The sequence below is a fragment of the Streptomyces sp. SYP-A7185 genome, assembly GCF_046103685.1.
In the GTDB taxonomy this organism is placed as follows: domain Bacteria; phylum Actinomycetota; class Actinomycetes; order Streptomycetales; family Streptomycetaceae; genus Streptomyces.
Genome location: NZ_CP122310.1, coordinates 9,480,494 through 9,501,647 on the forward strand (window position 1 = coordinate 9,480,494; position 21,154 = coordinate 9,501,647).

The window sequence follows — 21,154 nt, forward strand, 5'->3', positions numbered from 1 at the left end:
TGCGAGATCTGTTGAAGGCCGGGCGATTCGACCGGCCGATCGACCTTCTGCCCGGGGCCCGGCGCGGATAACGTCACGTCCTCGCGCCACGGCCGGGCGACCGGCAAGGCCGCCCGGCCTGGTTGGCGGGCAACCCGGTTCTCGTCCCGGGTCGTCGAGGCGGAGGGGGCCTTGCCGCGGAGGGCCGGGGGAGACTCCTACATGTCCTCCGGCCGGGGCGGCTGGGGTGCGCCTGCCGGTGGGGCGATCTTCGCGTACTCCCGGGTCGTGGTGGGGGCCGAGGTCTCCTGGGCCTGGAGGGTCGGCCGCGCCTGGGCGGGCAGGTGCTTGTCGCGCGCGGCTCCCGGGTCCCAGCCGGTGTCCACGACCTTCTTCTGCCAGACGATCGCGGCGACGAGGATGGCGGCGCCGATGAGCAGCATGAGGACGATGCCGGCCACCGAGCCCGCCTTCGCCGCGTTGCCGATGATCAGGCCGAACCAGGCGAAGTCGGCGTCCCCGAAGGTCGTGTTGGCCGAGCCGAACGAGCCGAGCACCCCAAGGAGGAACGCGGGCAGGAGGGTGATCAGGACGCCGTTGAGGAACGCGCCGACGGCGGCGCCGCGACGGCCGCCCGTGGCGTTGCCGAAGACGCCGGCCGCGCCACCGGTGAAGAAGTGCGGGACCAGGCCCGGCAGGACCAGAGCCGTGCCGAACGCGGGGTTGAGGACGCCGGCCAGCAGTCCCAAGGTGACCAGGCCGCCGGTGAAGGAGCAGATGAAGCCCACGAGGACGGCGTTTTGCGCGTACGGGAAGACGATGGGTGCGTCCAGGGCGGGGATCGCGCCGGGCACGACCTTCTGGGCGATTCCCTGGAAGGCGGGGACGAGTTCGCCCAGGATGGTGCGGACGCCGAAGAGGATGACGGCGACGGCGATGCCGAACTGAAGGCCCTGACCGAGTGAGGACATCAGGTAGTTGCCGATCCCGGTCGAGCCGGGATCGCCCTTCCCCGCCGCGTACGCCTGGAACGCCTCTGTCTTTCCGGCCTTCGCCAGGAAGACGATGGCCATGATCATGTAGATGATGACCATGGACAGGGCCGTGGCCACCATCGAGTCGCGCAGGAAGCGCAGGCCCTCGGGGAGGTTCATCTCCTCCGTGGAGCGGCTCTTCTTGCCGATGGCCTGCCCGGTCGCGCCGGAGACGATGTAGCCCGCCGTGCCGAAGTGCCCGACGGCCACGCTGTTGTTGCCGGTGACGCGTTTGGTCCAGGGATGGGCGAACGCGGGCATCGCGACCAGCATGATGCCGAGCAGGACGCCGCCGGCCACCACCACGACCCAGGAGGTGACCCCCGCCGTGGCGAGCACCATCGTCAGCAGCGTCGCCATGAACAACATGTGATGCCCGGTCAGGAAGACGTACGACAGCGGGGTGAAGCGCGCCAGGAGCAGGCTGACGAGGAACCCGAGGATCATCAGCCACGCCACCCGCGAGCCGTACTCGCTCTGGGCGATGCCGACGATGGCCTCGTTGGTCGGGATGACGCCGTGCGAGCCGGTCGAACCGGTGATCATCTTGCCGAGCGGTTCGAGCGAGGCGGTGACGAGGGTCGCGCCCGCGCCGATCAGCAGGAAGCCGAGGGTCGCCTTGATGGCACCGCCCACGACCTGGCCGGTCGACTTCTTCAGGGCGATGAGGCCGATGGCGGTGATGATGCCGATGAGATAGGCGGGGACGGCGAGGATTTCGTTGACGATGAATTTCGCGATGTCGACGAGGACGTTCATGGGATTTCCGGGCTTTCCTGGGGGTCGGCGGGGACGGTGCGTGGGGGAGTCCGGAGGATCAGACGTCGTACAGATCGCGCAGCGCGGCGTCGACTTCCTTGGTGTTGGTGAAGTCCTCGATCACGCGCACCGGCACGCCCACGTCGCCCAGGGCCTTGGCGATCTCACGGGAGGTGAGGATGGCGACGGCCTGCGAGGCCTTGCCTTTGGCGGAGATGGTGTCGGTGGCTTCGGTGTTGACGTAGCGGGACCACTTCCACCGGTCCAGGACCTTGTCGAGCGTCGACTTGAGGAACAGGCTCGTTCCGACGCCGTTGCCGCAGACGGTGAGGATCGTGTGCGTGCCGCCGGATCCGCCCGAACCGGAGCCGGAGCCGGATGCGCCCGCGGCCCGGGCGGCCGCCGGCCCGGTCGGCTCGACCGAGGCGGCAGGCTCCTTGGCCGCCACGAGAATCTGCCGCACCGACTCCGGGGTAGGGGCCTGGTCGAGGGCCTCCACCGTCTCCGGGTCGGCGAGCAGCCGGGCGAGGGCGCCCATCGCCTCGGTGTGCGCGGAGGCGTCCGTCGCGGCGAGGGCGACCACGAGCCGGACGGGGTCGTTCGTGTCGTGGCCGAACGGCACGGGCTCGACGAGACGCACCCAGGACATACCGGTGTGACGCACGGCGGGTGACGGCCGCGCGTGGGCGAAGGCGAAGCCGGGCGCGACGACGATGTACGGCCCGTTCTCCTCCACCGTGCGGAGCATCTCCTGGGTGTAGGCGTCCGTACTGACGCCGTTCGCGACCAGCAGGTCCCCGGCGGCGCGGATGGCGCCCTGCCAGTCGGGAGCGGGGGCGTCGAGGCGGATGGCCTCGACGGGGAGCAGTTCGGTGAGCTGGGGCATGAGGCAGGGATACCGCATCGAAGCGCGAAACTGATGAAGATTCAGTCGGGCTCCTGGGGTGACGTGTCGCAGCCTGCCCTGAGGGCGTGGCTCAGCGGGCGGCGTCGGCCCCCGGGGCGCCCGGGACGTGGCGGTCGCCGCCGTTGCGGTCCTGCCACAGGCGGTAGACGTCCACGGCACCGTCGCGCGGCTCGTGGCGCATCGGCAGGCGGCGCTCTTGCCAGGGCTTGGCGAACTCGTCGTAGAACGTGCTTAGCTCGAAGTACTTGCGGTCGTCCACGTAGTGCGGCTCGTAGGCTTCACGGGTCGTGATGAAGACGACCTCGGCGGGTGAGCAGTAGTAGAGCGCGCCCAGACACATGGGGCACGGCTGCGCCAGGACGTAGATGGTGGTGCCGGTCAGGTGCTCGGTGCCCAGCTTCACGCACGCGTCCCGGATGGCCAGCACTTCGGCGTGGGCCGTCGGGTCGTGGGTCTGGGCGACCTGGTTGGCGCGCTCGGCGATGATCTCACCGTCCTGGACGATGACGGTGGCGAAGGGGCGCCCGCCGTCCTGGACGTTGGTGCGGGCCAGGTCGATGGTGCGCTGGATGAAGTCCATGAGGTGCCCTCCGGGCGGATGGTCTCAGCTGCCTTTGGATCTGCTTCCAGTCTCCGACGCGGGGCACCGGCGACGCTCACCGGACACGCAAGCAGACTCTGGAGAGGGAGATCCGATCCGCCGTCTCGTTCAGTCGGGGGCCCCGTCAGCTGGGAGCCACCCCGCTGAACAGACGAAACTGATCGACACTGCCGTCCCGCGCGGCACGAATGCGTACCGAGACCGGGCCGGGAAAGGTGTAGCCCTGTTCCGCCGCGTGTCGGCAGACCTGAGCGCGGAGCTGGCGTTGCACCTGCGCCATGTATGTGGCCAGTCGCCGATGAGAATCCGGCGGCAGTTCGAGTGTGTAGGTGTTGGGTGCCAGGACGCGCTCCCGATCGACGATGATCGTGTTGTCGTCACATGCCTGACGGAGTTCGGCCAGCACTTCCGGCTGGTCGCGTTGTCCGGGCAGGACACGGTCCCAGAGCGGGTCGGTCCACTTCTCGAGGGCGTGCTCGACGCTGCTGATGAATCCCATTTCTCCCGGGTGCCCGACGAGACGTGATGCACGCACGCGAGCGGGTGCGGGGCTCATGACCGACCTGCGTGACAGGACCCCCGGGGCGGACGCATTGGCTTCACAGCCCTTGCTCGTGCCGCACCGAAGGTCCTGCCGTCACTCGCCCTACCGGGCGAGATCGCCTGCCGGGGCAAGCAGTTCGACCAGAACCGCTCTCACGCTCGACCGCTCCACCGCGACAGGACTACGACTGCCGTGCGAGCTCACCGGGGCTGGCCCACGACCGCCACGGTCGGGGCCAGCCGGCGAGGTCAGCGGGCAGCGGCGGTCGGGACAACGGGATGGAAGTTGATGCGCTCGCGCACCACGGGGAAGCCGGCCTTGGTGAAGTTCGCGGCCATGGGGAAGTTGCCCCGGTCCGTGGCGCCGGTGACCACCTCCGCGCCCTGTTCCACCAGAAAGTGGGTGCACTCGGCGAGGAGGTCGTAGGCGTAACCACGGCCGCGATGCTCCGGCAGGACACCGATGAACCCCACGGTCGGCCCGGAGGGGTTGTGCGCCGGAATGTGGATGCCGGCCAGTTCGCCCTCCGGAGTGCGGGCGAGCTGCCACCACTCCCGCGGGGACGGGCACCAGTGGAAGAATTCCAGTTCTTCCCGCGCGGCCTGGTCCAGGCCGCCCTCCTCGATGGCCTTCAGCGCGTGGGCGTCCAGCGTGGCCGAGTGGATGCGGCGCACCGCGTCGAAGAAGATCGCGTCGTCGGGCTCGGAGTCGAAGACGAGACGTCCGGGACGCTCGGGCAGCCCGCGCTCCGGGGTCCAGCGATACAGGAAGCGCTCCACCAGGAGTTCGTAGCCGGCGGCCCGGGCGGCGGCGAAGCGCGTCTCGGCGGCCGCGGCCAGGGTGGGGTGCTCGCGCCAGTCGCCGGGCAAGTTGATTTCGAGTTCCACCCGCCACGGAGCGGAGCGCAAAAGTTCGGCCCCCGCCTCGACCTCGCCCTCGGCGACGTCGAACCAGTTGAGGTTGATGGGTTCCTGGTCGTCGGGGCCGCCCCACCAGGCGCCGCGGGCGACGACGACGCCGTCGCGCAGAGCCACCCGCTTCCAGTGGGGGCGGTGCGTGGTCCGCTGGTGCGCGGCACGGGCGTTCAGTGGATCGGGATGTGCGTCGAACAGATGGGCGTCGCTCTCGTCGAGCGCGCGAATGACCGTATCGGTCATGGATTCCTCCGGGATGCGTACGGCAGAAGCGCTCCCGGTCGGATCAGACGTGCTACACCGAGGTAGCGGGGAGGGAGCGCTGGATGGTCGGGAACTGCACGGCACTCGCCTCCTTCCGTTCGTCTGACGCGGAGTGGTTCGAAGCCAGACGCTACCTGAACACCGACGGGTCCGTCCACGGAATTAGCGGGGCGGACGATCGGCGTACGGGTTGCGTGGGCGGGCTGTTCAGGGGCCTTCGTCCACGGGCGGAAGGTCCTGGTGCCCCTCGTCCCACGGGTTCGTCCAGCCGCAGACCCCGCAGGCGTAGCGCCCACTGATGCCTGATACCTGGGTGCCGCAGCCACGACAGTCCGTCGTGGTGATCCCCGGGGGCTGCGAACCTCCGGCTGGCAGGTGAGGCTGCTCAGATGTCATGGTTTCGACCCTACCCACCCTCCTGTCGCCGGACGGGCGATAGGGCCACATTGCCCGCATCCCCACGAGCCGTCTGGTCCCTGCTGGGCTGATCCTCCGCACGAGGGGCAGTTCACGGGCTCAACTCCCTGTTCAACGGACCTTGCTGGTCTTTGTCCGTGTGCCCGCAAGACGCCCATGTACGCGAAGTCGTCTTCGCCGGTAGGCATGTGACGGCTGGGGCGTCAGGGAGGGCTACGCGTGCGGATTCATCGCGCGGGCCGGCCCCCACGAGCAGATCGCCGCCATGGGAGTCCATCCCCTGCGGGGCGCACCCGCGGCCTGCATCCTGGTCGCCTCTGCGGTGGCGGCAAGGGAACGCCGTAGAGTCGCCCGCATGCAGGAACTCGACGTACCGCCCGACCGTCTGGCCGGCACCTGGCACATTGCCTGTTCCTCCTTCCCCATGTGGCTGCGCGGTGGCCGCACGGACGCCACGTTCACCTACACCCCTCTGCCGCAGGGGACTTCGGGTGCGCCGCGGATGCGGGATGAGGTCGCCTACCGCAGCCGGGGGCGTCGTCGCCGCATCCTCGGCATCGACACCCGGCTCACCGACCGGCCCGGCAGCGTCTACCGGTGGCGTGGCCGTGGCCTCCTCGCGGTGTTGTCGAGCGAGTGGGAGGTGCGCGAGCTGGGGGCGGACGACGCCTGGGCCGTGATCGTCTTCAGTCGCTCTCTGGTGACTCCGGCTGGAGTGGATGTGGTGGTGCGGGCCGATCGCCTCGCCGACCGCGAGGTGGTGAAGGCTGCCCTTGAGGTCGGGGCCCGCCACCAGGCGCAAAGAACGCCGGGCTTCGTTCCACAGGATTGAGGTCGCGAGGAGCGGGCGGCGCTGCTGCCCGCGTCATTCTCGAGGCCGGGCCGTGTGGTCGGGATGGTGTTTCGTGCGGCGGGCTTCCTTCATCTCCGCCTCGTACAGATGCCGTTTCCCCTCGACGAGCTGTCGGCGCAAATCCTGCTCGCAGTGGACGAAGGGTCCGTAGTACGTGTCGTCGTAGTCCTCGACGATCTGAAAGGTCCAGCGGCCGGGGATGACATTGCGGCCAAGGATCTCCTGCTCGACGCGATCCGCCTGCTCTTGGTGGCCGGCCTCGCGCAGCAGGCGTACTGCCTTGTCCAGCACGAGGTCCGCGCCGCCGGTCAGCTGGTGAAACTCGTGCAGTGCGCCGCGGGCGCGCTCCGTCGTTTCCAGGGCCTCCGACAGTGCTCCCAATGCCTCCACGGTCGTATCGGACACTCCTTCGGGACGCACGTGCCGGGCATCGGGCTGCTGGGGATCTGTGCTCATGCCACCTTGTGTTCCCAGTCCCGCAGTCGCGTCACGCGACATCGCTCTACCGGGGGAGTGGTGGCGCGTTGCGCGTAGACCTCTTGCGCCGCCGCACAAGATGCGACCGGTCGTGCGCCGTTCGAAACTGGCTCCATGCATTCCCGGCCCCCCACCGCACGGCGACCACTCCGGCCGGTCCGCGGCGCACGAGCCCGGTGTGCCGGGCAAGAAGGGCACGAGTCATGACGCATGGCAGCGATGGCAATGACGGGCGAGATGACACCATCAGCGAGTTCAAAAAAGCGGTCAACATGACCGCGGGGCAGTTGGAGAAGTGGCTGACGACGGACGAATCGAAGGGCGTGGGGCAGAGCAAGAACGGCGGCGAGAGCGTGGGGCATGCCTCGGGGCGGCGCATCGTCACCCTGTTGCGAACCAAGAAGGCTGACCTCGGCGACGACGACGTGGCCCACATGCGCAAGGTCACCGGTTACGTCCACCGGCATGTGAAACAACGCCCCAAAGGCGACGTCACGGAAACGCCGTGGCGCTACTCGCTCATGAACTGGGGGCACGACCCGCTCTGATCCCCGAGGGCCGGGACGCCCGGCGACCAGGTGCATCCACGGCGGCATCCCGCCCGGAAAGGACACCAAGAGCCGAGCTGGAACCACCCGCCGCAGAGGATGTCAGCGTGATCGAAGTCAAACGTGTCCTGGACATAGACCACCCCGTCGAGGAGGTCCTGGTCTATCTGTCGGACTTCTCCCATGCCGAAAGCTGGGACCCGGGAACCATCACCTGCGAAAAACTCAGTCCCGGTCCGGTGGCGACGGGAACGGAATGGCACAACGTCTCCGAGTTCCGCGGTCGCCGCACCGAGCTGCGCTACACGCTGGCGCTCAGGAGCCCCGACCAGCTGACCTTCGTAGGACGCAACAAGACCGCCACCTCCACCGACGACATGCATTTCGAGCGCCACCAGGGAGGAACACGGCTGACCTACCGCGCGCACCTTCAGTTCCATGGCATCGCCCGGCTGGCGGCGCCGCTGCTGAAGCGCGAGTTCGAACGGCTGGGCGACCAGGTGGCCGAGCGGCTGCCGGCGGCGCTCGACCGGGGGTTGGGCCCGTCCTCGCGACCGACGTAGCCGTGGCTCTGGTGCGGCCGGGCGCGGGGCGCGTTACGTGGCGCACGAGTGCGAAGGCCGTCCATGCCAAGACGGTCCGCGCAGCACGATGCGCGCAGAGCCCCACCGGTCGTGCATCCGGGTTCCGGACCGAGGCAGAAGTACCGGTGTGATGTCGGATGCGACAGGAGCCGTGCGGACCGCCCTCGGGTCGGCTCTCGAACCGTTGCGCGAGCGGGCGGGAGCCCTGCTGTTCGCGCGGGTCGCCGGACCGCAGGGCCCGAGCAACCGGGAGAAGATCCACTCCACTCCGGGGCCTCGGTGGTTCCCGCCCGACAGTCCCGTCCGCCGGGTCCACGGCGACAGCTCGATGTTCATCGGCGGGCTGTGCGCGCTTCTCATGCAGTCTCTCCACCCGCTGGCCATGGCCGCCGTCGCGGCACATTCCGGCTTCCGGGGCGATCCTTGGGGGCGGCTCCAGCGGACCAGCACCTTCCTCGCCACCACCACCTATGGCACTGCCGCGAGCGCCGAGGCCGCCTGCGAACGCGTCAAGGCCGTCCATGCGCGCATTCAGGGGGTCACGGAGGAGGGCATTGCCTATCAGGCATCGGACCCGCATTTGCTGGAGTGGGTGCACGTGGCCGAGGTCGACAGTTTCCTGCGGGCGCACCAGCAATTCGGAGCGCACCGCCTGACCGGTGAAGAATGCGACACCTATGTCGCACAGACCGCCCGTATCGCCCGGTCCCTCGGGGTGCCTGCGCCCCCTGGATCAGTGCATGAACTGACGGCCCGTCTCGCGGAGTACCGCAGCGAATTGCACAGCACTCCAGCGGCGTTGGAAACCACCCGCTACCTCCTGTTCCACCCGCCCCTGCCCGCCCTCGCGATGCCCTTTTACAGCGCGCTGACGGCCAATGCCGTAGCCCTGCTTCCCGCCTGGGCATCCTCCGAACTGGGCTTTGTCCGCAGTGAGCGTGCCGAACGGTGGGCGGTGCAACCTGCGGGAAAAGCGGCGACCAACCTGATCAGATGGGCCATGCACTGATCTGCTGCGTTCCGTGGTCGATTCGATGGGGTGCGTGCGCCGCAGCGGGTGCGTGTCGACCGGGTGTGTGCGCTGCATCGGGTCCATGCGCTGAAAGGAGTCCGGACGTGCACGGCGCAACCAGCGCATGCAGGGCGTCGAGGGGACGATGGGCAGATGCGATGCACGGTGAGCGCCGCGGGCGCGGCAAGTCCGGAGACGGCCTGGGAACGCTATGTGAATACGGCGCTCTGGCCGCAGTGGGCTCCCCAGATCCGAGCGGTGGACACCGAGCCCACCTTGCGCGCAGGAATGCGCGGCCGAATTCACCCCCTCGCGGGCCCCGGCGTCTCTTTCGTGGTCGAGGCGGTCGACCACCAGGCCCGTACATGGCAGTGGCGGGTGCGGATGGGCCCGGTGAAACTGCGCATGTGGCACGCGGTGCTGCCCCGTGACGTGCACGGCACCATCACCCTGCTGTGTGCCGAAGGCCCGGCCGTGGTCGTGTTGCCCTACGCGCCTGTGGCCCGCCACGCATTGCACCGCCTGGTTCGCGGCGCGTGAAGCAGCCCCAGGCCGCGGCGTCGCGGCGGCAGGACCGGCCGACGGCCCGTCGCCATCCCCGTGCAGAGTCTTGAGGTGCGCCTGTGACCTGCTGCTTCGGCTCTTCGGAGGGCCGCTGGCCGGCGGCGGGTCCCGCGATGATCTCCTCGATTTTCGCGGGGTCGCCGAGGTGCGGTGATCCGTGGCGCAGCGGGCGCTCGGATGCGTGGGTTGCCAGGGGAGGGGTACATCAGGGATGTTTGCCGGACGGCAAATGATTCCGACCGGATGAGGTGAGGGGTTCGCGCAGCGGGCCTTCGAATTTGTGACTTCGACTGAGCAGGTAACCGCCCAGAGCCCTGTGGCCGAGGCGGCCGCGGCATGGACGTCGTCGCCCTATCCGGTCCTGATCGCTGATGCGGCCGGGACGATACGCCATGCGAACCCGCACGCCGTCGGGCTTTTCCCCGGCATCGGCCCCGGCCTACCCCTGGACGCCTGTGTTCCGGCCTGGCTGTCCCAGGCCCACGCCCACCGGCAAACGAAGAACCCTGCGGGTGAAATGGTATCGGGCACGGTGGGGGAGCGGAGCTTCGAGGCCCACCCCACGGTGCAGGACGACGGGTCCGTGGTGTGGTGGCTGGTGGACGACACCGACCACCGATTGGCCCGCGAAGCCCTGCGCACGGAACGCGAGCGCACGGCGTTCCTCACCGAGGCGTCCAACGCGCTTCTCTCCTCGCTGAACATGGACCGGTGCATGGACGTCACCGCACGCCTGGCCGCCGAGCACCTGGCCGACGCGGCGGTGGTCGTCGCGCCGCTGCGCGGCCGTCTGCTGCCGGTCGTCGCCTGTCTGCACGGCGAGAGCCCCCAGCACTTCGAGCACGACGCCGACCCGGCCGACGTGCCCGGCCTCGGCGAGGCCCTGCAGGGCTTTCCCCCGGTGCCCTCGCGCTGGATCGACCCCGCGAGCGCGCCGGCCTGGCTGATCCCCGAGGGAATCGGCGAGGTGGGGTCGATAGTGATCACCCCTCTGCCGGGCCACGGAGTTCCGGCCGGAGCGCTGGTGCTGCTGCGCCGCAGCGGGGAGAGCGCCTTCACCGAGGGCGAGGAGGTCTTCGCCCGCCTGTTCGCCGCCCGCGCCGGTGCGGCCCTGTCCGCGGCCCGCCTGTACGCGGAGCAGTCCTCGCTGACGGGGACGCTGATGCGCGAGCTGCTGCCGCCGGCCTTGCACCAGATCTCCGGCGTGGAGTTCGCCGGCGGATATCGCCCCTCGAAGGACAGCGAGCGGATCGGCGGGGACTTCTACGACGTCCACCCGGCCGCGGCGACGGGTGAGGCCTCCTTCGCCGTCCTGGGAGACGTGTGCGGCAAGGGGCTGGAAGCGGCCGTCCTGACGGGCAAGATCCGCAACACGCTGCACGCGCTGCTGCCGATGGCCGGCGACCACCAGCGGGTCCTCGACCTCCTCAACGGGGCCCTGCTCAGCTCCCACCACACCCGCTTCGCGACGATGGTGCTGGCCTCCGCCGTGCGTGAGGCCGCCTCGGTGTTCCTGCGGGTGACCAGTGCGGGCCACCCGCCGGGGCTGATCGTGCGCCAGGACGGCACCGTCGAAGAGGTGGGCTCGCGCGGCACGCTGATCGGCGTCCTGCCCACGGTCACCTCCACGACGATCGAGGCCAGACTGGCGCCCGGCGAGTTCTGCGCGCTGTTCACCGACGGCATCACCGAGGCCAAGGGCGGCCCGCTGGGTGATGAGCTGTTCGGCGAGGACCGCCTGAAGGACGCGCTGGCCCAGTGCGCGGCGATGCCGGCCGAGGTGGTCGTCGAGCACGTGCAGATGCTGGCCTCCCAGTGGCTGGGCGGCCAGCCGCACGACGACATGGCCATCATGGTCATCGCCGCCCCTCTCACCCACCACCTGAGCGCCGTGGACGGCCGTACCCGGGGGAGGTTCACCGCATGAGCACCCTCGCGAGCCCCGCCCCCGGTGACGAGACGCTCGACGGTGCGGGCGATGCCACGGTGGACAGGCTGTGGGAGGCGGTCTCGCGCGGGGACGAGCGCACCGCCACCGCTCTGCTGTTCACCGCGCTGCAGGAAGGCACGCCGGCCGAGCGGGTGCTGTTGGACCTGATCGCTCCCGTCCAGCGCCGGGTCGGTGAGGAGTGGGCCGCCAATCGCATCACCGTCGCCCAGGAGCACGCCGCCACCGCCATCAACGACCGCGCCCTGGCAGCGCTCTCCCGGCACTACGCCGACCACACCGCGGGCACCCGCGGCAAGGTCCTGGTGGCATGCGTGGACGCGGAGTGGCACTCCCTGCCCGCCCGCCTGGTCGCCGAAGTCCTGAGGCTGCGCGGCTGGCAGGTCGACTATCTCGGCGCGCAGGTCCCCACCGATCATCTGATCTCCCACATCCACCAGACCGGCCCCGACCTGGTGGCGCTCTCCAGCTCGATCCCCACCCGGCTGCCCCTGGCCCACGCCGCGATCACCGCGGTCCAGGCCACCAGCACCCCGGTCCTGGTCGGCGGAGCCGCCTTCGGCGCCCAGGGCCAGTACGCGCGGCTGCTGGGCGCGGACGCCTGGGCCCCCGACGCCACCGCGGCGGCCGACCGGCTGGAGCGCGCGCCCCTGCTGCGGCCCGCACCGGCCCATCAGCCCATCGACGACCTGCCCCACCTGGCCGACCAGGAATACACCATGGTCGCCCGCTCGCGCACCGCCCTGGTCCGCACCGTCATGGGGACGTTGGCGGACCGCTTCCCCGCCATGGCCGCCTACACGGCTGCCCAGCGGGCGCGCACCGCCGAGGACATCGCGCACATCGTCGACTTCCTGGGAACCGCCCTCTACACCGACGACGTCGACCTGTTCACGGGCTTTCTGACCTGGACCGCCGACATCCTCACCGCGCGCGGCGTCCCCGCCCACTCCCTCATCCCGGCCCTGCACATCCTGGGCACCGAACTCAAGGACTTCGACCGCGCCGCCGACATGCTCCGCCAAGCCGCCGACCACCTCACGGGGGCGGGCCACACCGACACCGCCATCTCCAGGACCACCCGATGACCACACCCTCCACGCCCCGGACCGCCGGGCTCGCCGTCACGATCTCCACACCGGGCTCCGACACCGGCATCCTGCACCTGGAACTGCACGGGTACTTGGACTACGACACCGCCGAGCGCTTCCTGGACGAAGCCACCGCACAGCTGGCTGCCGCCCCCGCCGCCCTGCGCACGCTGCGGGTGACCTGCGCCGACCTGGCCGGCATCGACTCCATGGGACTGTCCGTCCTGCTGATGCTCCACCGCCGCACCACCGCGGCGGGAGTCGCGCTGCACCTGCACGAACGCCCTGCGGCCCTGGACCGCATGCTGACGATCACCGGCACCCTGGACCACCTCGTGCCCGAGCGCCGCGGCGAAGGGGACCGGCGGACCCGGTCGGATTCGATGGCTTATCGTCATACACTCGACGACGGCATACGGGCCGACCACTCGGAGCAGACCGCGGCCGGTCCCGACGGCCCCGCCTGATGCACGAACGCGCATGCTCACCACCGGGGACAGCCTCCCTCGAACGGGATGACCACATGACCGAGCACGCCCGCACCGCCTCCGCCCAGGCGGCCCGTCAGGTCGGCGACATAGTCGAGCTCCTCGACGTTCTGTGGGAACAGGCCCGCAGCGACTCCCCGGCGCCGAACGTACCCCCCTCACAGCTGCGGGTGATGTACCTCGTCGACCGCGAGGACGGCATCCGCATGCGTTCCCTCGTCGAACTCCTGGGCGCCGCCCCGCCGTCCGCCTCGCGCCTGGTCGACCGGCTCCAGGCCCTCGGTTTCGTCCGGCGCGATCCCTGCCCCGACAGCGGCCGCGAAGTCGTCCTCTCCATGACCGCGGCGGGCCGCCGGCACCTGGCCCGCATCCGGGAACAACGCGACGATCTCCTCGTCCAGACCCTGGCCGCCATGCCCGCCCGTCAGCGCGACGCCCTGACCCGGAGCCTGGCCGCGTTCCAAGAAGCGCTGGCCGGCCGGCCTGATCCCCGCCTGCTGCCCCCCGACACCCCGCCGGCCCCCTCGCCCCAGGACGTGGCCCGCTCCGCCTGAACCACCGCCCCCGCCACGGGATCGCGGCCGACCGCAGCCTCAGGCGGTCCGCTCCCCGAGCCGCCGCCTACGGCCGCCCGTACCAGTCCAGGCAGACCACCAGCGCGTCGTCGTCCAGCGGGGTCTCGCCCCGGTAGGTCGCCAGCTCGCGCAAGATGGCTCCGGGCACCTGCGGGGGAGGGAGCAAACTGGTGGCCATCAAGGACCGCGCCAGCGCCCGTTCGCCGTACTTCTCGCTGGCCGAGGAGAGCGTGTCGTAGACGCCGTCGCTGCCGATCAGGAGACGGTCGCCCGGGAGCACCTGGAAATGCTGGGCCGTGTACTCGGTGTCCTCGAACATGCCCAGGGGGAACTGAGCTTCCAGGGACATGTCGACGACCTTCTTGTCCCGCAGCCGCCACAGCCGCGGAGAGCCGGCGTCCACGGCCTCGACCTCGCCGGTCGCCAGGTCGAAGCGCAGCAGCAGGACCGAGACATGGGCCGCGCCGCGGTATTGGGCGTACACCGCCTGGTCGGCCAGGCAGGCCTGATCGGCCAGGCCGAGACCGGCCCGCCGGGCATTGCGCATGGCGTTGACGACGAGGTTGGTGAGCAGGGCGGCCTCGATGCCTTCGCCCATGCCGTTGGTGACGGTCAAGGTGAGGTGGTCCTGGTCCGCGGACCAGTCGAAGTTGTCTCCGAAGATCGAGTAAGCGGGCTCGAGGTGGCCGCCGAGGGCGAACTCGGGGCGGGAACAGGCCCGGCCGGGCAGCAGCTGCCACTGCATCTCGGCGGCCAGCGTCAAGCGTGCGGCTCGGCGGGCCAGGACGTACAGGTCGGTGTCCCGTTCCGCGACAAGGATCTCGTGCCCCAGCACTTCGCAGATGTGCTGGACCTCGGGAATCAGCGCGTCCGCGTAGCGGTCTTCCGGAAACGTGACGGACAAGATCCCCATGCGGTCCCCGCGGACGGTCACCGGGAAGTGCACGGTCACCGCGTGGCCGTCAGGATCGGCCATCACCTGCGCTTCCTGGGACCCGAAAGCGCGCCCCTGCGGGCTGTCGTGGATCATGACCGGCTTGGTGGTGTACGGCACGGTCTCGACTGCTTGCAGCGACCGCATGCCGTAATCGGCCAGACGCAATTCCACGCGCGCGGCACCGTATTGCTCTCCGAGGGTCACCGTGACGATCTCGAGCAGTGCGCTGGGCATCGCCGCCCGCAGCGCATGCTCCACGGTGGTCTGTCTCTTCACGTCGTCCCGCTTCCCGTACACCCCGACCCGCACACTGCAGGCGGTTGCGGGCCGCCGGTGGGCTCGCTCCCTGGCATGACGCCCGCCGGATCGCCTCCGATTTTACCTCTCCAGACCATTGTCGGACGACAATTGTGGACGCGGCCCATCACGCGGCAGGCGCAGCGTGCCGGAGCATGGCGTCGCCCGTACTCGCGCGTGCCCTGCCGCGGCGCAGCAGCCGCTGTCGGCCGTGTGCCGCAGGCCCTCTCACGGCTGCGCGCGGCGTGCCAGTCGAGACGGAAGGGGTGGCCGCCGGGAGCGCAACTGCACGCCTGTCTCCGGCATCTCGTCGGGCCTGCTCGGGCCGCCAGTTACGGGAGGTTTCCGCGCGGCGGGAGCCTGGTTGCCCTGCTCTACTCTGTTTGTGTGGTTATGTGCGCCGGTCGAGTGGTGCGAAGTGACGTTCCTTCCGTCGCTGGCTTCCGGGCAGGTCAACGGACTGCATGCTGCTCCTGTCACCCCCACACACCATGGAGCAACCATGATCCGCAAAGTTCTCGCCGGTGCCGCGCTCGCGTCGGCCGCTGCTGCTGCCACGGTCGGCACGACGGGTGTCGCCTCGGCGACCGAGGGCCCGCAGGCCGAGACGATGACCAGCGCACACAACGCCAATGAGGCCGCACGCGCCTCCTACGGCGAGACGACCTCCGGCACCGGCACCGCACCGTTCGCCACCGACAACGGCGATGTCGCCATCGCCGGCGACCCCGGCGGCATCGCCAACACCTACGGCGCCCCGTTCGTCAACGTCGACCTGCGCTGCGCGGTCCCCGGTGCGCAGGGCGTGGGCGGCAACGTCCTGGGCGGCCCCTCCGCCAACTGCGACACCGCGCCGGTCGACCAGTTCGACGCTCCCGAGCGCATCCTCTGAGACCTCCCACGCCCGGGACGGCTTGCGTCGTCCCGGGAGCGGAAGCGCCGGCAAAGGCCCTCGCGATCATCTGTGCTGATTCCTCGCACGGACGATGGCGAGGGCCTCAGCGCATTACGCGCCCCGGGTCACCGGCGCCTGGAGTTCGGTCACCCAGTCCTCACGGTTGTCCGGGCATTCCAGGTTGACCTCTCGCGGGTGTCCGGCCGACCGGTAGCCGTTCTCGTCGATCCAGACGGCCAGCGCCTGGGCCGTCGGCAGCACGCCGTCCATGGAGCCGCGGTGCACGATGGTCGCCGCCTGGTCGACGGGCGGCAGATCCACTACCCGGAAGGCGCCGTCCTGGAGCGGGGCCGCGACTTGGACGGCGGCGTGGACGGTGATCTTGCCGCCGCCTTCCGGGGCGTCCTCGTAGGAGGCGACGCCCGGCCCCGTGGGCGCCACCTTGGCCGCCTCCAGGCGCCGGAACAGCTCGTCGTAGAGCGGCCCGATGACCGGGCTGATGTCTTCGGGCGCGTAGCTCGCGGCTATCGCGGTCAGTTCCGCCACCCGGATCGCCGGGATGCTCTTGGTGACGACGTCGTCGGTGGGCATGTGTCCCTCGCTCTCGATCGACCGGAGTCTCGCCTCGACCTGGACCAGCCGCGCCGCCGCGGCGGTCATGGCGGCCTCCAGTTCGGCCCGCCGTAGCCGCAGCATGGCGCGCAGTTCTTCGGTGGTGACCTTCTCGTCCAGGATCTGCTGGACCTGCTGGAGGGTCAGGCCGAGGTCTTTGAGCGCGATGACGCGGTTGAGGCGGGCCAGCTGGGCAGCCGCGTAATACCGGTAGCCGGTGGCGGGATCGACATGGGCCGGGCGCAGCAGTCCCGTGGCGTCGTAGTGCCGCAGCATGCGGACCGATACGCGGCCGTGTCGGGCGAAATCTCCGATGGTGAACATGATGGCTCCGAGTCCAGCGCCTGACACGGTGTGAGGGTCAATGCGCCACGTCCAGCCATGCCGGTGACAGGTGGCAAACGCAGCCGTTGCACACCGGCATCGGTTCATGCTCCGTGACGCGAGCACGTCGGTGGAATCTTGGCACCGCACCGGCACGGGTCAAAAGTGCGTGGCGATCCCGAAGACGCGGCGAAGTTCGGCCATGTCGTGCCGGTCACGTGCCGTGGGGTCGTATCCCTGATGGAAATAGACCTGCTGTTCGGCGGACAGGCACGGGACGGACGTCCCCTGGATGGTGCCGGTCACGAAACATGAGGAGGGGTAGACGAAGGGACGTTGCGGTTCGGGCGACGCCTGCACTGCTGAGCCGTCAGCACTGAAGACCAGCGGATGAAAGTCGATCTCCCGGCCGTCCGAAGCCTGCACGACGAATCGGACGGGCCTCCAACTCAGGCTCTCCACGAAGCCTTCCGCGGACAGGACCGTCAGCACGGCGGCCTCCTGGTCGTGCCGGTGCATCAGGTCCAGGTCGCGATGGTCTCGGGTCTGCTCGCCGATCAGAGCGTCGATTCCCCACCCGCCGCCGACCCAGACATCGGCCTGCGCCCGCCGCAACAGGGCCAGGACGCGCACCACGTCGTCAGCTGTCATCACCCGAGGCAGGTTAGAGGCGTCGGCGCCGGGCGGCGACCGATTTCCCCCGGTAGAGGTGGGGCAGGCCCCGTGCGGGCAGGCTGGCCGCCGACGCTGGCCGCGCGGAGCCGAGGGTCGGCAGACGTGTTGCTCCGCCCTCCGAGACGGTGGCTCCAGCCCTTGTGTTCGGCCCGGGATGTGCTCGATCCGGTGCGAACCGGCGTGCTTCTCAGCTCGCGAAGCGCACGCCGGTGAATTCTTCGGAGACCTGCCACACCCGCTGGGCCTCCTCGTCGGAGCGCAGGCGGCTGTACAGCCTCTGCTCCGCGGGCGGACCGCCCATGTGCCCGGGCCCGCCGGGCCCGTAGAAGGCGCCGCCCCGGGCGTCGGGTGAGGCGGCGGCGTACAGGGCGGGAAGCTTCGCGCTCTGTACGGTGCCCACGATGAGGCCGCGGGCGGACAGCAGACGGATGACGCGCACGCCCAGGGTGTCCTTGGCGCGGCCGACCTCGGGCCGGGCGGCGAGCAGGCTCGTCGGCGCGATGCCCGGGTGGGCGAGGTTGCTCGTGATGCCCCAGCCCCGGGCCTCGCTGCGCCGGTGCAGTTCCAGGCCGAAGAGACCGAAGGCGATCTTCGACTGGCTGTAGGCGTGCATGCCGTTGTAGGACCGCTCCCAGTTCAGGTCGTCCCAGTGGATGCCGTTGCGGTTCGCGGCGACGCTCAGTTGCGAGGTCACCCGGGCGCGCCCGGCGCGCAGCAGGGGCAGCAGGTGGCCGACGAGGGCGAAGTGCCCGAGATGATTGGTGCCGAACTGCAGCTCGAGCCCGTCGGCGGTCGTCTGCCGGTCGGGAGGCGTCATGACACCGGCGTTGTTGACCAGCAGGTGGATGGGCCGGTCCTCGGCGAGCAGGGTCTTGCCGAGGGCCGCGACGGAGTCCAGGCGGGAGAGGTCGAGCGTACGCAGCGAGACCTGCGCGTCCGGTGCCTCCCGCCGGATCGCGGCGACGGCTCTCTCGCCCTTGTCCGGGTTGCGTACGGGCAGGACGACCTCGGCGCCCGCAGCGGCGAGGCGCGTGGCGATGCCCAGCCCGATGCCGTCGCTCGCGCCGGTGACCACGGCGCGCTTGCCGGACAGGTCGGAGAGGGGGAATTCGGTGATCTGGCGTGGCATGAGGGTTCACTTCCGTTCGGTCCGCTTGCCTCCACACTGACCCCGGCGCACCGAGCTATCCAGGGACTCTCGATCCGCCCATCCGACGGACGGGATCTCGGGAGCCGTCTGCCGGCGCGAGGGGAAGGGGGGATCGGCGATCCGTGGTTGCCGGCGGCGCCGGGCGGTAGAAAGAAGCCAGCGCCGTGAAAGGACTTCCATGGAGATCGACCGCGCCGGACTGGCCGTGTTCCTGCGACGCCGCCGCGAACTGCTGCAACCGGAGGACGTCGGCCTCCCGCGCGGACAACGCCGCAGGACCAGCGGACTGCGCCGCGAGGAAGTCGCCGTGCTCTGCCACATGTCGACCGACTACTACGCCCGGCTGGAACGCGAACGCGGTCCGCAGCCCTCTGAACAGATGATCGCCTCCATCGCGCAGGGTCTCCACCTCTCCCTGGACGAGCGCGACCACCTCTTCCGGCTCTCCGGGCACGCCCCGCCCGCTCGGGGCACGACCGGCGAACACATCGGCCCCGGTCTGCTCCGCATCCTCGACCGGCTGGACGACACCCCCGCGGAGATCGTCACCGAACTCGGCGAGACGCTGCGCCAAAGCCCCCTCGGGGTCGCGCTCACCGGTGACACGACCCGCTACACGGGTCTCGCCCGCAGTATCGGCTACCGCTGGTTCACCGACCCCGGGACCCGGGCGCTGTATGTGGCCGGCGACCACGGTTTCCTCTCCCGGATGTTCGCGTCCGGTCTGCGCGAGCTGGCCACGCTGCGGGGCCCGGGCTCCCGTGCGGCGCACTGCGCCGAGTTGCTGCTCGACCAGAGCGATGAATTCCGCCGCCTGTGGGACCAGCATGAGGTCGGCATCCGTCCGCACGAGGTCAAACGCTTCATCCATCCCGAAGTCGGCGTGCTGGAGCTGAACTGCCAGCGGCTCCTTGACCCGGACCAGTCGCACAGCCTGCTCGTGTACACCGCCGCGCCGGGCAGCGAGAGCTACGAGCGGCTGCAACTCCTGTCGGTCATAGGGGCGCAGGCGATGCGCTGAGCCGCTGCCGGGCGTCTGCTCGGTCTTTCTTGTGCCGGCCTGCGGGTGGGTGGCACCGCGCAGGCCGGCGGCGTACTCGCGGCGGCGTCGGATCACTTCCCGGGAGGCGGCGCTCACTCCCGGACGGCGCCGTTTCCCGCGGCGGGGTAGCTGCCGGCGAGCCCCGGGATCAGCGCCGCCGCCACCGCCAGGTGCATCAAGGCGAGGGCGGTGCGGGTGGCGCCGTCCATGCCGTCGCCGGTCAGCGGGAAGAAGGAGAGGACCAGGACGGCGCCGGCCACCCCGGTCCAGATGGCGCGGGCGCGCGGCGCCCCGAAGCGTTCCAGGGCGGCCAGCAGCCCCCAGCCGCCGAGGGAGGCGAGCAGGGCGACGACCGCCACGGGCGCAGCGGCGATGTCGAGTGTCTGCCGGCCGTCGGCGAGCCGCAGCCGGTGTCCCAGCAGGGGATCCGCGATGAGCCACACCAGGACGGGGGCCAGGACGGCCAGGGCCGTCGTCCCGAGGCGCCGTCTGCGCGTGTTCACGCGGCGCCCCCGGCAAGCGCCCCGTGCAGGAAGACCTCCGCCAGCTCCTGCGGGGTCAAGTCCGGCTCGTCCTCGGTGCGCGGCTGGGTGAACAGCAGCCCGAAGAAGAGGGCCGCGATCTGCTCCGGCGGGCGGCGCAGGGCGGCCTTGTCGGGCTCCAGCAGCTCGGCGAGGGCCGCGCGGATACGGGTGGTGGACTCCTGACGGCCCGCGCCGCGCACCGTGCCGGGGTGCTTGCCGCCGTGATGGCCCAGCGAGCCGGCGATCGCGCCCATCCGGGCCAGGTGGGCCTGGAGTGCCTCGGCGGCCTCCGCGAGCCGGTCGGCCAGCGGCTGGGACACGTCGATCGCGTCGAGCTCGCGGATCGCGTGGTCGGGGGAGAGCGCCTCGGCCATGCAGGCCTGCAGCAGTTCGTCCTTGTCGGCGAAGACCCGGAAGATCGTGCCTTCACCGATGCCCGCGGCGCGGGCGATCTTCGCCGTGGTCACCGCGGCGCCGTACTCGGCGATCAGGGGGATCGCGGTCTGGATGATCATCGCGCGGCGCTGTTCCGGCGACATGGCCGGGGCGCGGCGGCGGGCAGGGGGGTTCTCCTTGGGTGCTGTCATGACCGCAAGCGTACGGAGTGAGTCCTCACTCCGTCAATGAGTGAGGACTCACTCCGGTCCTGTCATCGCCGAGGAGTCAGGACGGACCAGGCAGGAGAGGGCGCATGAAAGTGCGCTCGTAGCGCAGCACGCACCCGCTCTCGTCCCTGATGCGATCCGCTTCGATGAAGTCAGGATCCTTGCCGAACAGGGTCCGGTACTGCTCATACGCGGCAAGGCTGGGAAAGCTGAACAAGGCGAGTGCCTTGTCGCTCGCCCCTTCGGCAGGCAAGAAGTAGCCGTGGTGACTCCCGCCGTGACGGTCGACCAGCTCCATCCAGCGGCGCCCGAACTCCTCGAACGATGCGGTCTTCGCCGGATCGATCACGTACTCAACCACGCAAGTAATCATGCTGCGAGGCTAACGGCCGGACCCTGGCGGCCACTTCGGTCTTCCGCGCTCCGATCAGGCGAGCCGCTCGGTCTCGGACTTGCCGCACCGCGCCCGGCCGCGGGATGGGCCCACGCGCCGCGAAACAGGCGAAGGACTCATGCGCGAAGCACCCCCACGGA

General features: G+C 70.3%; 24 protein-coding genes. 11 read left to right on the forward strand and 13 right to left on the reverse strand.

Annotation, left to right across the window (positions count from 1 at the left end; all coding sequences use genetic code 11):
• Nucleotides 1–197: 197 nt before the first annotated feature.
• The 5 genes from QBL25_RS41930 to QBL25_RS41950 form a co-directional block, all read right to left on the reverse strand.
• Nucleotides 198–1,772, reverse strand: a complete 1,575-nt coding sequence (locus QBL25_RS41930) for a PTS ascorbate transporter subunit IIC (RefSeq protein ID WP_409062232.1) — start codon at nt 1,770–1,772, stop codon at nt 198–200.
• Nucleotides 1,773–1,830: 58 nt separating this feature from the next.
• Complete coding sequence (locus QBL25_RS41935) at nt 1,831–2,658, reverse strand: PTS sugar transporter subunit IIA (protein ID WP_409062233.1); 828 nt, start codon at nt 2,656–2,658, stop codon at nt 1,831–1,833.
• Nucleotides 2,659–2,749: 91 nt separating this feature from the next.
• Nucleotides 2,750–3,259 (reverse strand): nucleoside deaminase, encoded by a 510-nt coding sequence (locus QBL25_RS41940; protein WP_409062234.1) that lies wholly within the window; start codon nt 3,257–3,259, stop codon nt 2,750–2,752.
• 145 nt (nt 3,260–3,404) lie between these two features.
• Nucleotides 3,405–3,779, reverse strand: a complete 375-nt coding sequence (locus QBL25_RS41945; protein WP_409062235.1) for a DUF3662 domain-containing protein — start codon at nt 3,777–3,779, stop codon at nt 3,405–3,407.
• A 293-nt stretch (nt 3,780–4,072) separates the two neighbouring features.
• Nucleotides 4,073–4,981, reverse strand: coding sequence for a GNAT family N-acetyltransferase (locus tag QBL25_RS41950; protein ID WP_409062236.1), 909 nt, complete (start codon nt 4,979–4,981; stop codon nt 4,073–4,075).
• A gap of 793 nt (nt 4,982–5,774) precedes the next feature.
• Here QBL25_RS41950 and QBL25_RS41955 point away from each other — a divergent pair.
• Complete coding sequence (locus QBL25_RS41955; protein WP_409062237.1) at nt 5,775–6,251, forward strand: hypothetical protein; 477 nt, start codon at nt 5,775–5,777, stop codon at nt 6,249–6,251.
• A 33-nt stretch (nt 6,252–6,284) separates the two neighbouring features.
• On the opposite strand, the gene QBL25_RS41960 is transcribed toward QBL25_RS41955, so the two are convergent.
• Entirely contained in the window at nt 6,285–6,728 is a 444-nt protein-coding gene (locus QBL25_RS41960) for a hypothetical protein (RefSeq protein ID WP_409062238.1), read from the reverse strand.
• Nucleotides 6,729–6,952: 224 nt separating this feature from the next.
• Between QBL25_RS41960 and QBL25_RS41965 the strand changes: the two genes are divergently transcribed.
• The 8 genes from QBL25_RS41965 to QBL25_RS42000 all read left to right on the forward strand — a co-directional run bounded on the left by QBL25_RS41965 (nt 6,953) and on the right by QBL25_RS42000 (nt 13,538).
• Complete coding sequence (locus QBL25_RS41965; RefSeq protein ID WP_409062239.1) at nt 6,953–7,297, forward strand: DUF3140 domain-containing protein; 345 nt, start codon at nt 6,953–6,955, stop codon at nt 7,295–7,297.
• Nucleotides 7,298–7,404: 107 nt separating this feature from the next.
• A complete protein-coding gene (locus QBL25_RS41970) occupies nt 7,405–7,860 on the forward strand; it encodes an SRPBCC family protein (protein WP_409062240.1) in 456 nt (151 codons plus the stop codon).
• A 151-nt stretch (nt 7,861–8,011) separates the two neighbouring features.
• The gene (locus tag QBL25_RS41975) at nt 8,012–8,890 is read left to right on the forward strand and encodes an oxygenase MpaB family protein (RefSeq protein WP_409062241.1); all 879 of its coding nucleotides are present in this window, start codon (nt 8,012–8,014) and stop codon (nt 8,888–8,890) included.
• 156 nt (nt 8,891–9,046) lie between these two features.
• Nucleotides 9,047–9,433 carry an SRPBCC family protein gene (locus QBL25_RS41980; protein ID WP_409062242.1) on the forward strand — a complete coding sequence of 129 codons (387 nt, stop codon included), beginning with the start codon at nt 9,047–9,049 and terminating at the stop codon, nt 9,431–9,433.
• A 541-nt stretch (nt 9,434–9,974) separates the two neighbouring features.
• A complete protein-coding gene (locus QBL25_RS41985; RefSeq protein ID WP_409062243.1) occupies nt 9,975–11,384 on the forward strand; it encodes a PP2C family protein-serine/threonine phosphatase in 1,410 nt (469 codons plus the stop codon).
• On the forward strand, nt 11,381–12,493 hold the full coding sequence (locus tag QBL25_RS41990; RefSeq protein WP_409062244.1) for a B12-binding domain-containing protein: 1,113 nt from the start codon (nt 11,381–11,383) through the stop codon (nt 12,491–12,493). Before QBL25_RS41985 ends, QBL25_RS41990 begins: the two co-directional genes overlap by 4 nt.
• Entirely contained in the window at nt 12,490–12,963 is a 474-nt protein-coding gene (locus tag QBL25_RS41995) for an STAS domain-containing protein (protein ID WP_409062245.1), read from the forward strand. Before QBL25_RS41990 ends, QBL25_RS41995 begins: the two co-directional genes overlap by 4 nt.
• A gap of 56 nt (nt 12,964–13,019) precedes the next feature.
• Nucleotides 13,020–13,538, forward strand: coding sequence for a MarR family winged helix-turn-helix transcriptional regulator (locus QBL25_RS42000; RefSeq protein WP_409062246.1), 519 nt, complete (start codon nt 13,020–13,022; stop codon nt 13,536–13,538).
• Nucleotides 13,539–13,605: 67 nt separating this feature from the next.
• Here the strand turns inward: QBL25_RS42000 and QBL25_RS42005 are convergent, their stop codons facing one another.
• On the reverse strand, nt 13,606–14,772 hold the full coding sequence (locus QBL25_RS42005) for a PP2C family protein-serine/threonine phosphatase (RefSeq protein ID WP_409062247.1): 1,167 nt from the start codon (nt 14,770–14,772) through the stop codon (nt 13,606–13,608).
• Nucleotides 14,773–15,295: 523 nt separating this feature from the next.
• Between QBL25_RS42005 and QBL25_RS42010 the strand changes: the two genes are divergently transcribed.
• Complete coding sequence (locus tag QBL25_RS42010; RefSeq protein ID WP_409062248.1) at nt 15,296–15,685, forward strand: hypothetical protein; 390 nt, start codon at nt 15,296–15,298, stop codon at nt 15,683–15,685.
• A 114-nt stretch (nt 15,686–15,799) separates the two neighbouring features.
• On the opposite strand, the gene QBL25_RS42015 is transcribed toward QBL25_RS42010, so the two are convergent.
• The 3 genes from QBL25_RS42015 to QBL25_RS42025 all read right to left on the reverse strand — a co-directional run bounded on the left by QBL25_RS42015 (nt 15,800) and on the right by QBL25_RS42025 (nt 18,428).
• Nucleotides 15,800–16,624, reverse strand: coding sequence for a MerR family transcriptional regulator (locus QBL25_RS42015; protein ID WP_409062249.1), 825 nt, complete (start codon nt 16,622–16,624; stop codon nt 15,800–15,802).
• A gap of 159 nt (nt 16,625–16,783) precedes the next feature.
• Nucleotides 16,784–17,275, reverse strand: a complete 492-nt coding sequence (locus tag QBL25_RS42020; protein ID WP_409062250.1) for a nucleotidyltransferase domain-containing protein — start codon at nt 17,273–17,275, stop codon at nt 16,784–16,786.
• 211 nt (nt 17,276–17,486) lie between these two features.
• Nucleotides 17,487–18,428, reverse strand: a complete 942-nt coding sequence (locus tag QBL25_RS42025; RefSeq protein WP_409062251.1) for an SDR family oxidoreductase — start codon at nt 18,426–18,428, stop codon at nt 17,487–17,489.
• Nucleotides 18,429–18,627: 199 nt separating this feature from the next.
• On the opposite strand from QBL25_RS42025, the gene QBL25_RS42030 reads away from it, so the two are divergent.
• Nucleotides 18,628–19,470 (forward strand): helix-turn-helix transcriptional regulator, encoded by an 843-nt coding sequence (locus QBL25_RS42030; RefSeq protein WP_409062252.1) that lies wholly within the window; start codon nt 18,628–18,630, stop codon nt 19,468–19,470.
• A gap of 113 nt (nt 19,471–19,583) precedes the next feature.
• Here QBL25_RS42030 and QBL25_RS42035 read toward each other — a convergent pair whose 3' ends face one another.
• The 3 genes from QBL25_RS42035 to QBL25_RS42045 form a co-directional block, all read right to left on the reverse strand.
• A complete protein-coding gene (locus tag QBL25_RS42035; RefSeq protein ID WP_409062253.1) occupies nt 19,584–19,994 on the reverse strand; it encodes a DUF6069 family protein in 411 nt (136 codons plus the stop codon).
• Nucleotides 19,991–20,602 (reverse strand): TetR/AcrR family transcriptional regulator, encoded by a 612-nt coding sequence (locus QBL25_RS42040; RefSeq protein WP_409062254.1) that lies wholly within the window; start codon nt 20,600–20,602, stop codon nt 19,991–19,993. The genes QBL25_RS42035 and QBL25_RS42040 overlap by 4 nt, the downstream gene beginning before the upstream one ends.
• Before the next feature lie 76 nt (nt 20,603–20,678).
• Complete coding sequence (locus QBL25_RS42045) at nt 20,679–20,993, reverse strand: NIPSNAP family protein (RefSeq protein WP_409062255.1); 315 nt, start codon at nt 20,991–20,993, stop codon at nt 20,679–20,681.
• Between the last annotated feature and the right edge of the window lie 161 nt (nt 20,994–21,154).

Coding starts and splice junctions, on each gene's coding strand:
- QBL25_RS41930 (WP_409062232.1), bottom strand. CDS start 1,772: ATGAACGTCCTCGTCGACATCGCGAAATTCATCGTCAACGAAATCCTC.
- QBL25_RS41935 (WP_409062233.1), bottom strand. CDS start 2,658: ATGCCCCAGCTCACCGAACTGCTCCCCGTCGAGGCCATCCGCCTCGAC.
- QBL25_RS41940 (WP_409062234.1), bottom strand. CDS start 3,259: ATGGACTTCATCCAGCGCACCATCGACCTGGCCCGCACCAACGTCCAG.
- QBL25_RS41945 (WP_409062235.1), bottom strand. CDS start 3,779: ATGGGATTCATCAGCAGCGTCGAGCACGCCCTCGAGAAGTGGACCGAC.
- QBL25_RS41950 (WP_409062236.1), bottom strand. CDS start 4,981: ATGACCGATACGGTCATTCGCGCGCTCGACGAGAGCGACGCCCATCTG.
- QBL25_RS41955 (WP_409062237.1), top strand. CDS start 5,775: ATGCAGGAACTCGACGTACCGCCCGACCGTCTGGCCGGCACCTGGCAC.
- QBL25_RS41960 (WP_409062238.1), bottom strand. CDS start 6,728: ATGAGCACAGATCCCCAGCAGCCCGATGCCCGGCACGTGCGTCCCGAA.
- QBL25_RS41965 (WP_409062239.1), top strand. CDS start 6,953: ATGACGCATGGCAGCGATGGCAATGACGGGCGAGATGACACCATCAGC.
- QBL25_RS41975 (WP_409062241.1), top strand. CDS start 8,012: ATGTCGGATGCGACAGGAGCCGTGCGGACCGCCCTCGGGTCGGCTCTC.
- QBL25_RS41980 (WP_409062242.1), top strand. CDS start 9,047: ATGCGATGCACGGTGAGCGCCGCGGGCGCGGCAAGTCCGGAGACGGCC.
- QBL25_RS41985 (WP_409062243.1), top strand. CDS start 9,975: ATGGTATCGGGCACGGTGGGGGAGCGGAGCTTCGAGGCCCACCCCACG.
- QBL25_RS41990 (WP_409062244.1), top strand. CDS start 11,381: ATGAGCACCCTCGCGAGCCCCGCCCCCGGTGACGAGACGCTCGACGGT.
- QBL25_RS41995 (WP_409062245.1), top strand. CDS start 12,490: ATGACCACACCCTCCACGCCCCGGACCGCCGGGCTCGCCGTCACGATC.
- QBL25_RS42000 (WP_409062246.1), top strand. CDS start 13,020: ATGACCGAGCACGCCCGCACCGCCTCCGCCCAGGCGGCCCGTCAGGTC.
- QBL25_RS42010 (WP_409062248.1), top strand. CDS start 15,296: ATGATCCGCAAAGTTCTCGCCGGTGCCGCGCTCGCGTCGGCCGCTGCT.
- QBL25_RS42015 (WP_409062249.1), bottom strand. CDS start 16,624: ATGTTCACCATCGGAGATTTCGCCCGACACGGCCGCGTATCGGTCCGC.
- QBL25_RS42020 (WP_409062250.1), bottom strand. CDS start 17,275: ATGACAGCTGACGACGTGGTGCGCGTCCTGGCCCTGTTGCGGCGGGCG.
- QBL25_RS42025 (WP_409062251.1), bottom strand. CDS start 18,428: ATGCCACGCCAGATCACCGAATTCCCCCTCTCCGACCTGTCCGGCAAG.
- QBL25_RS42030 (WP_409062252.1), top strand. CDS start 18,628: ATGGAGATCGACCGCGCCGGACTGGCCGTGTTCCTGCGACGCCGCCGC.
- QBL25_RS42040 (WP_409062254.1), bottom strand. CDS start 20,602: ATGACAGCACCCAAGGAGAACCCCCCTGCCCGCCGCCGCGCCCCGGCC.
- QBL25_RS42045 (WP_409062255.1), bottom strand. CDS start 20,993: ATGATTACTTGCGTGGTTGAGTACGTGATCGATCCGGCGAAGACCGCA.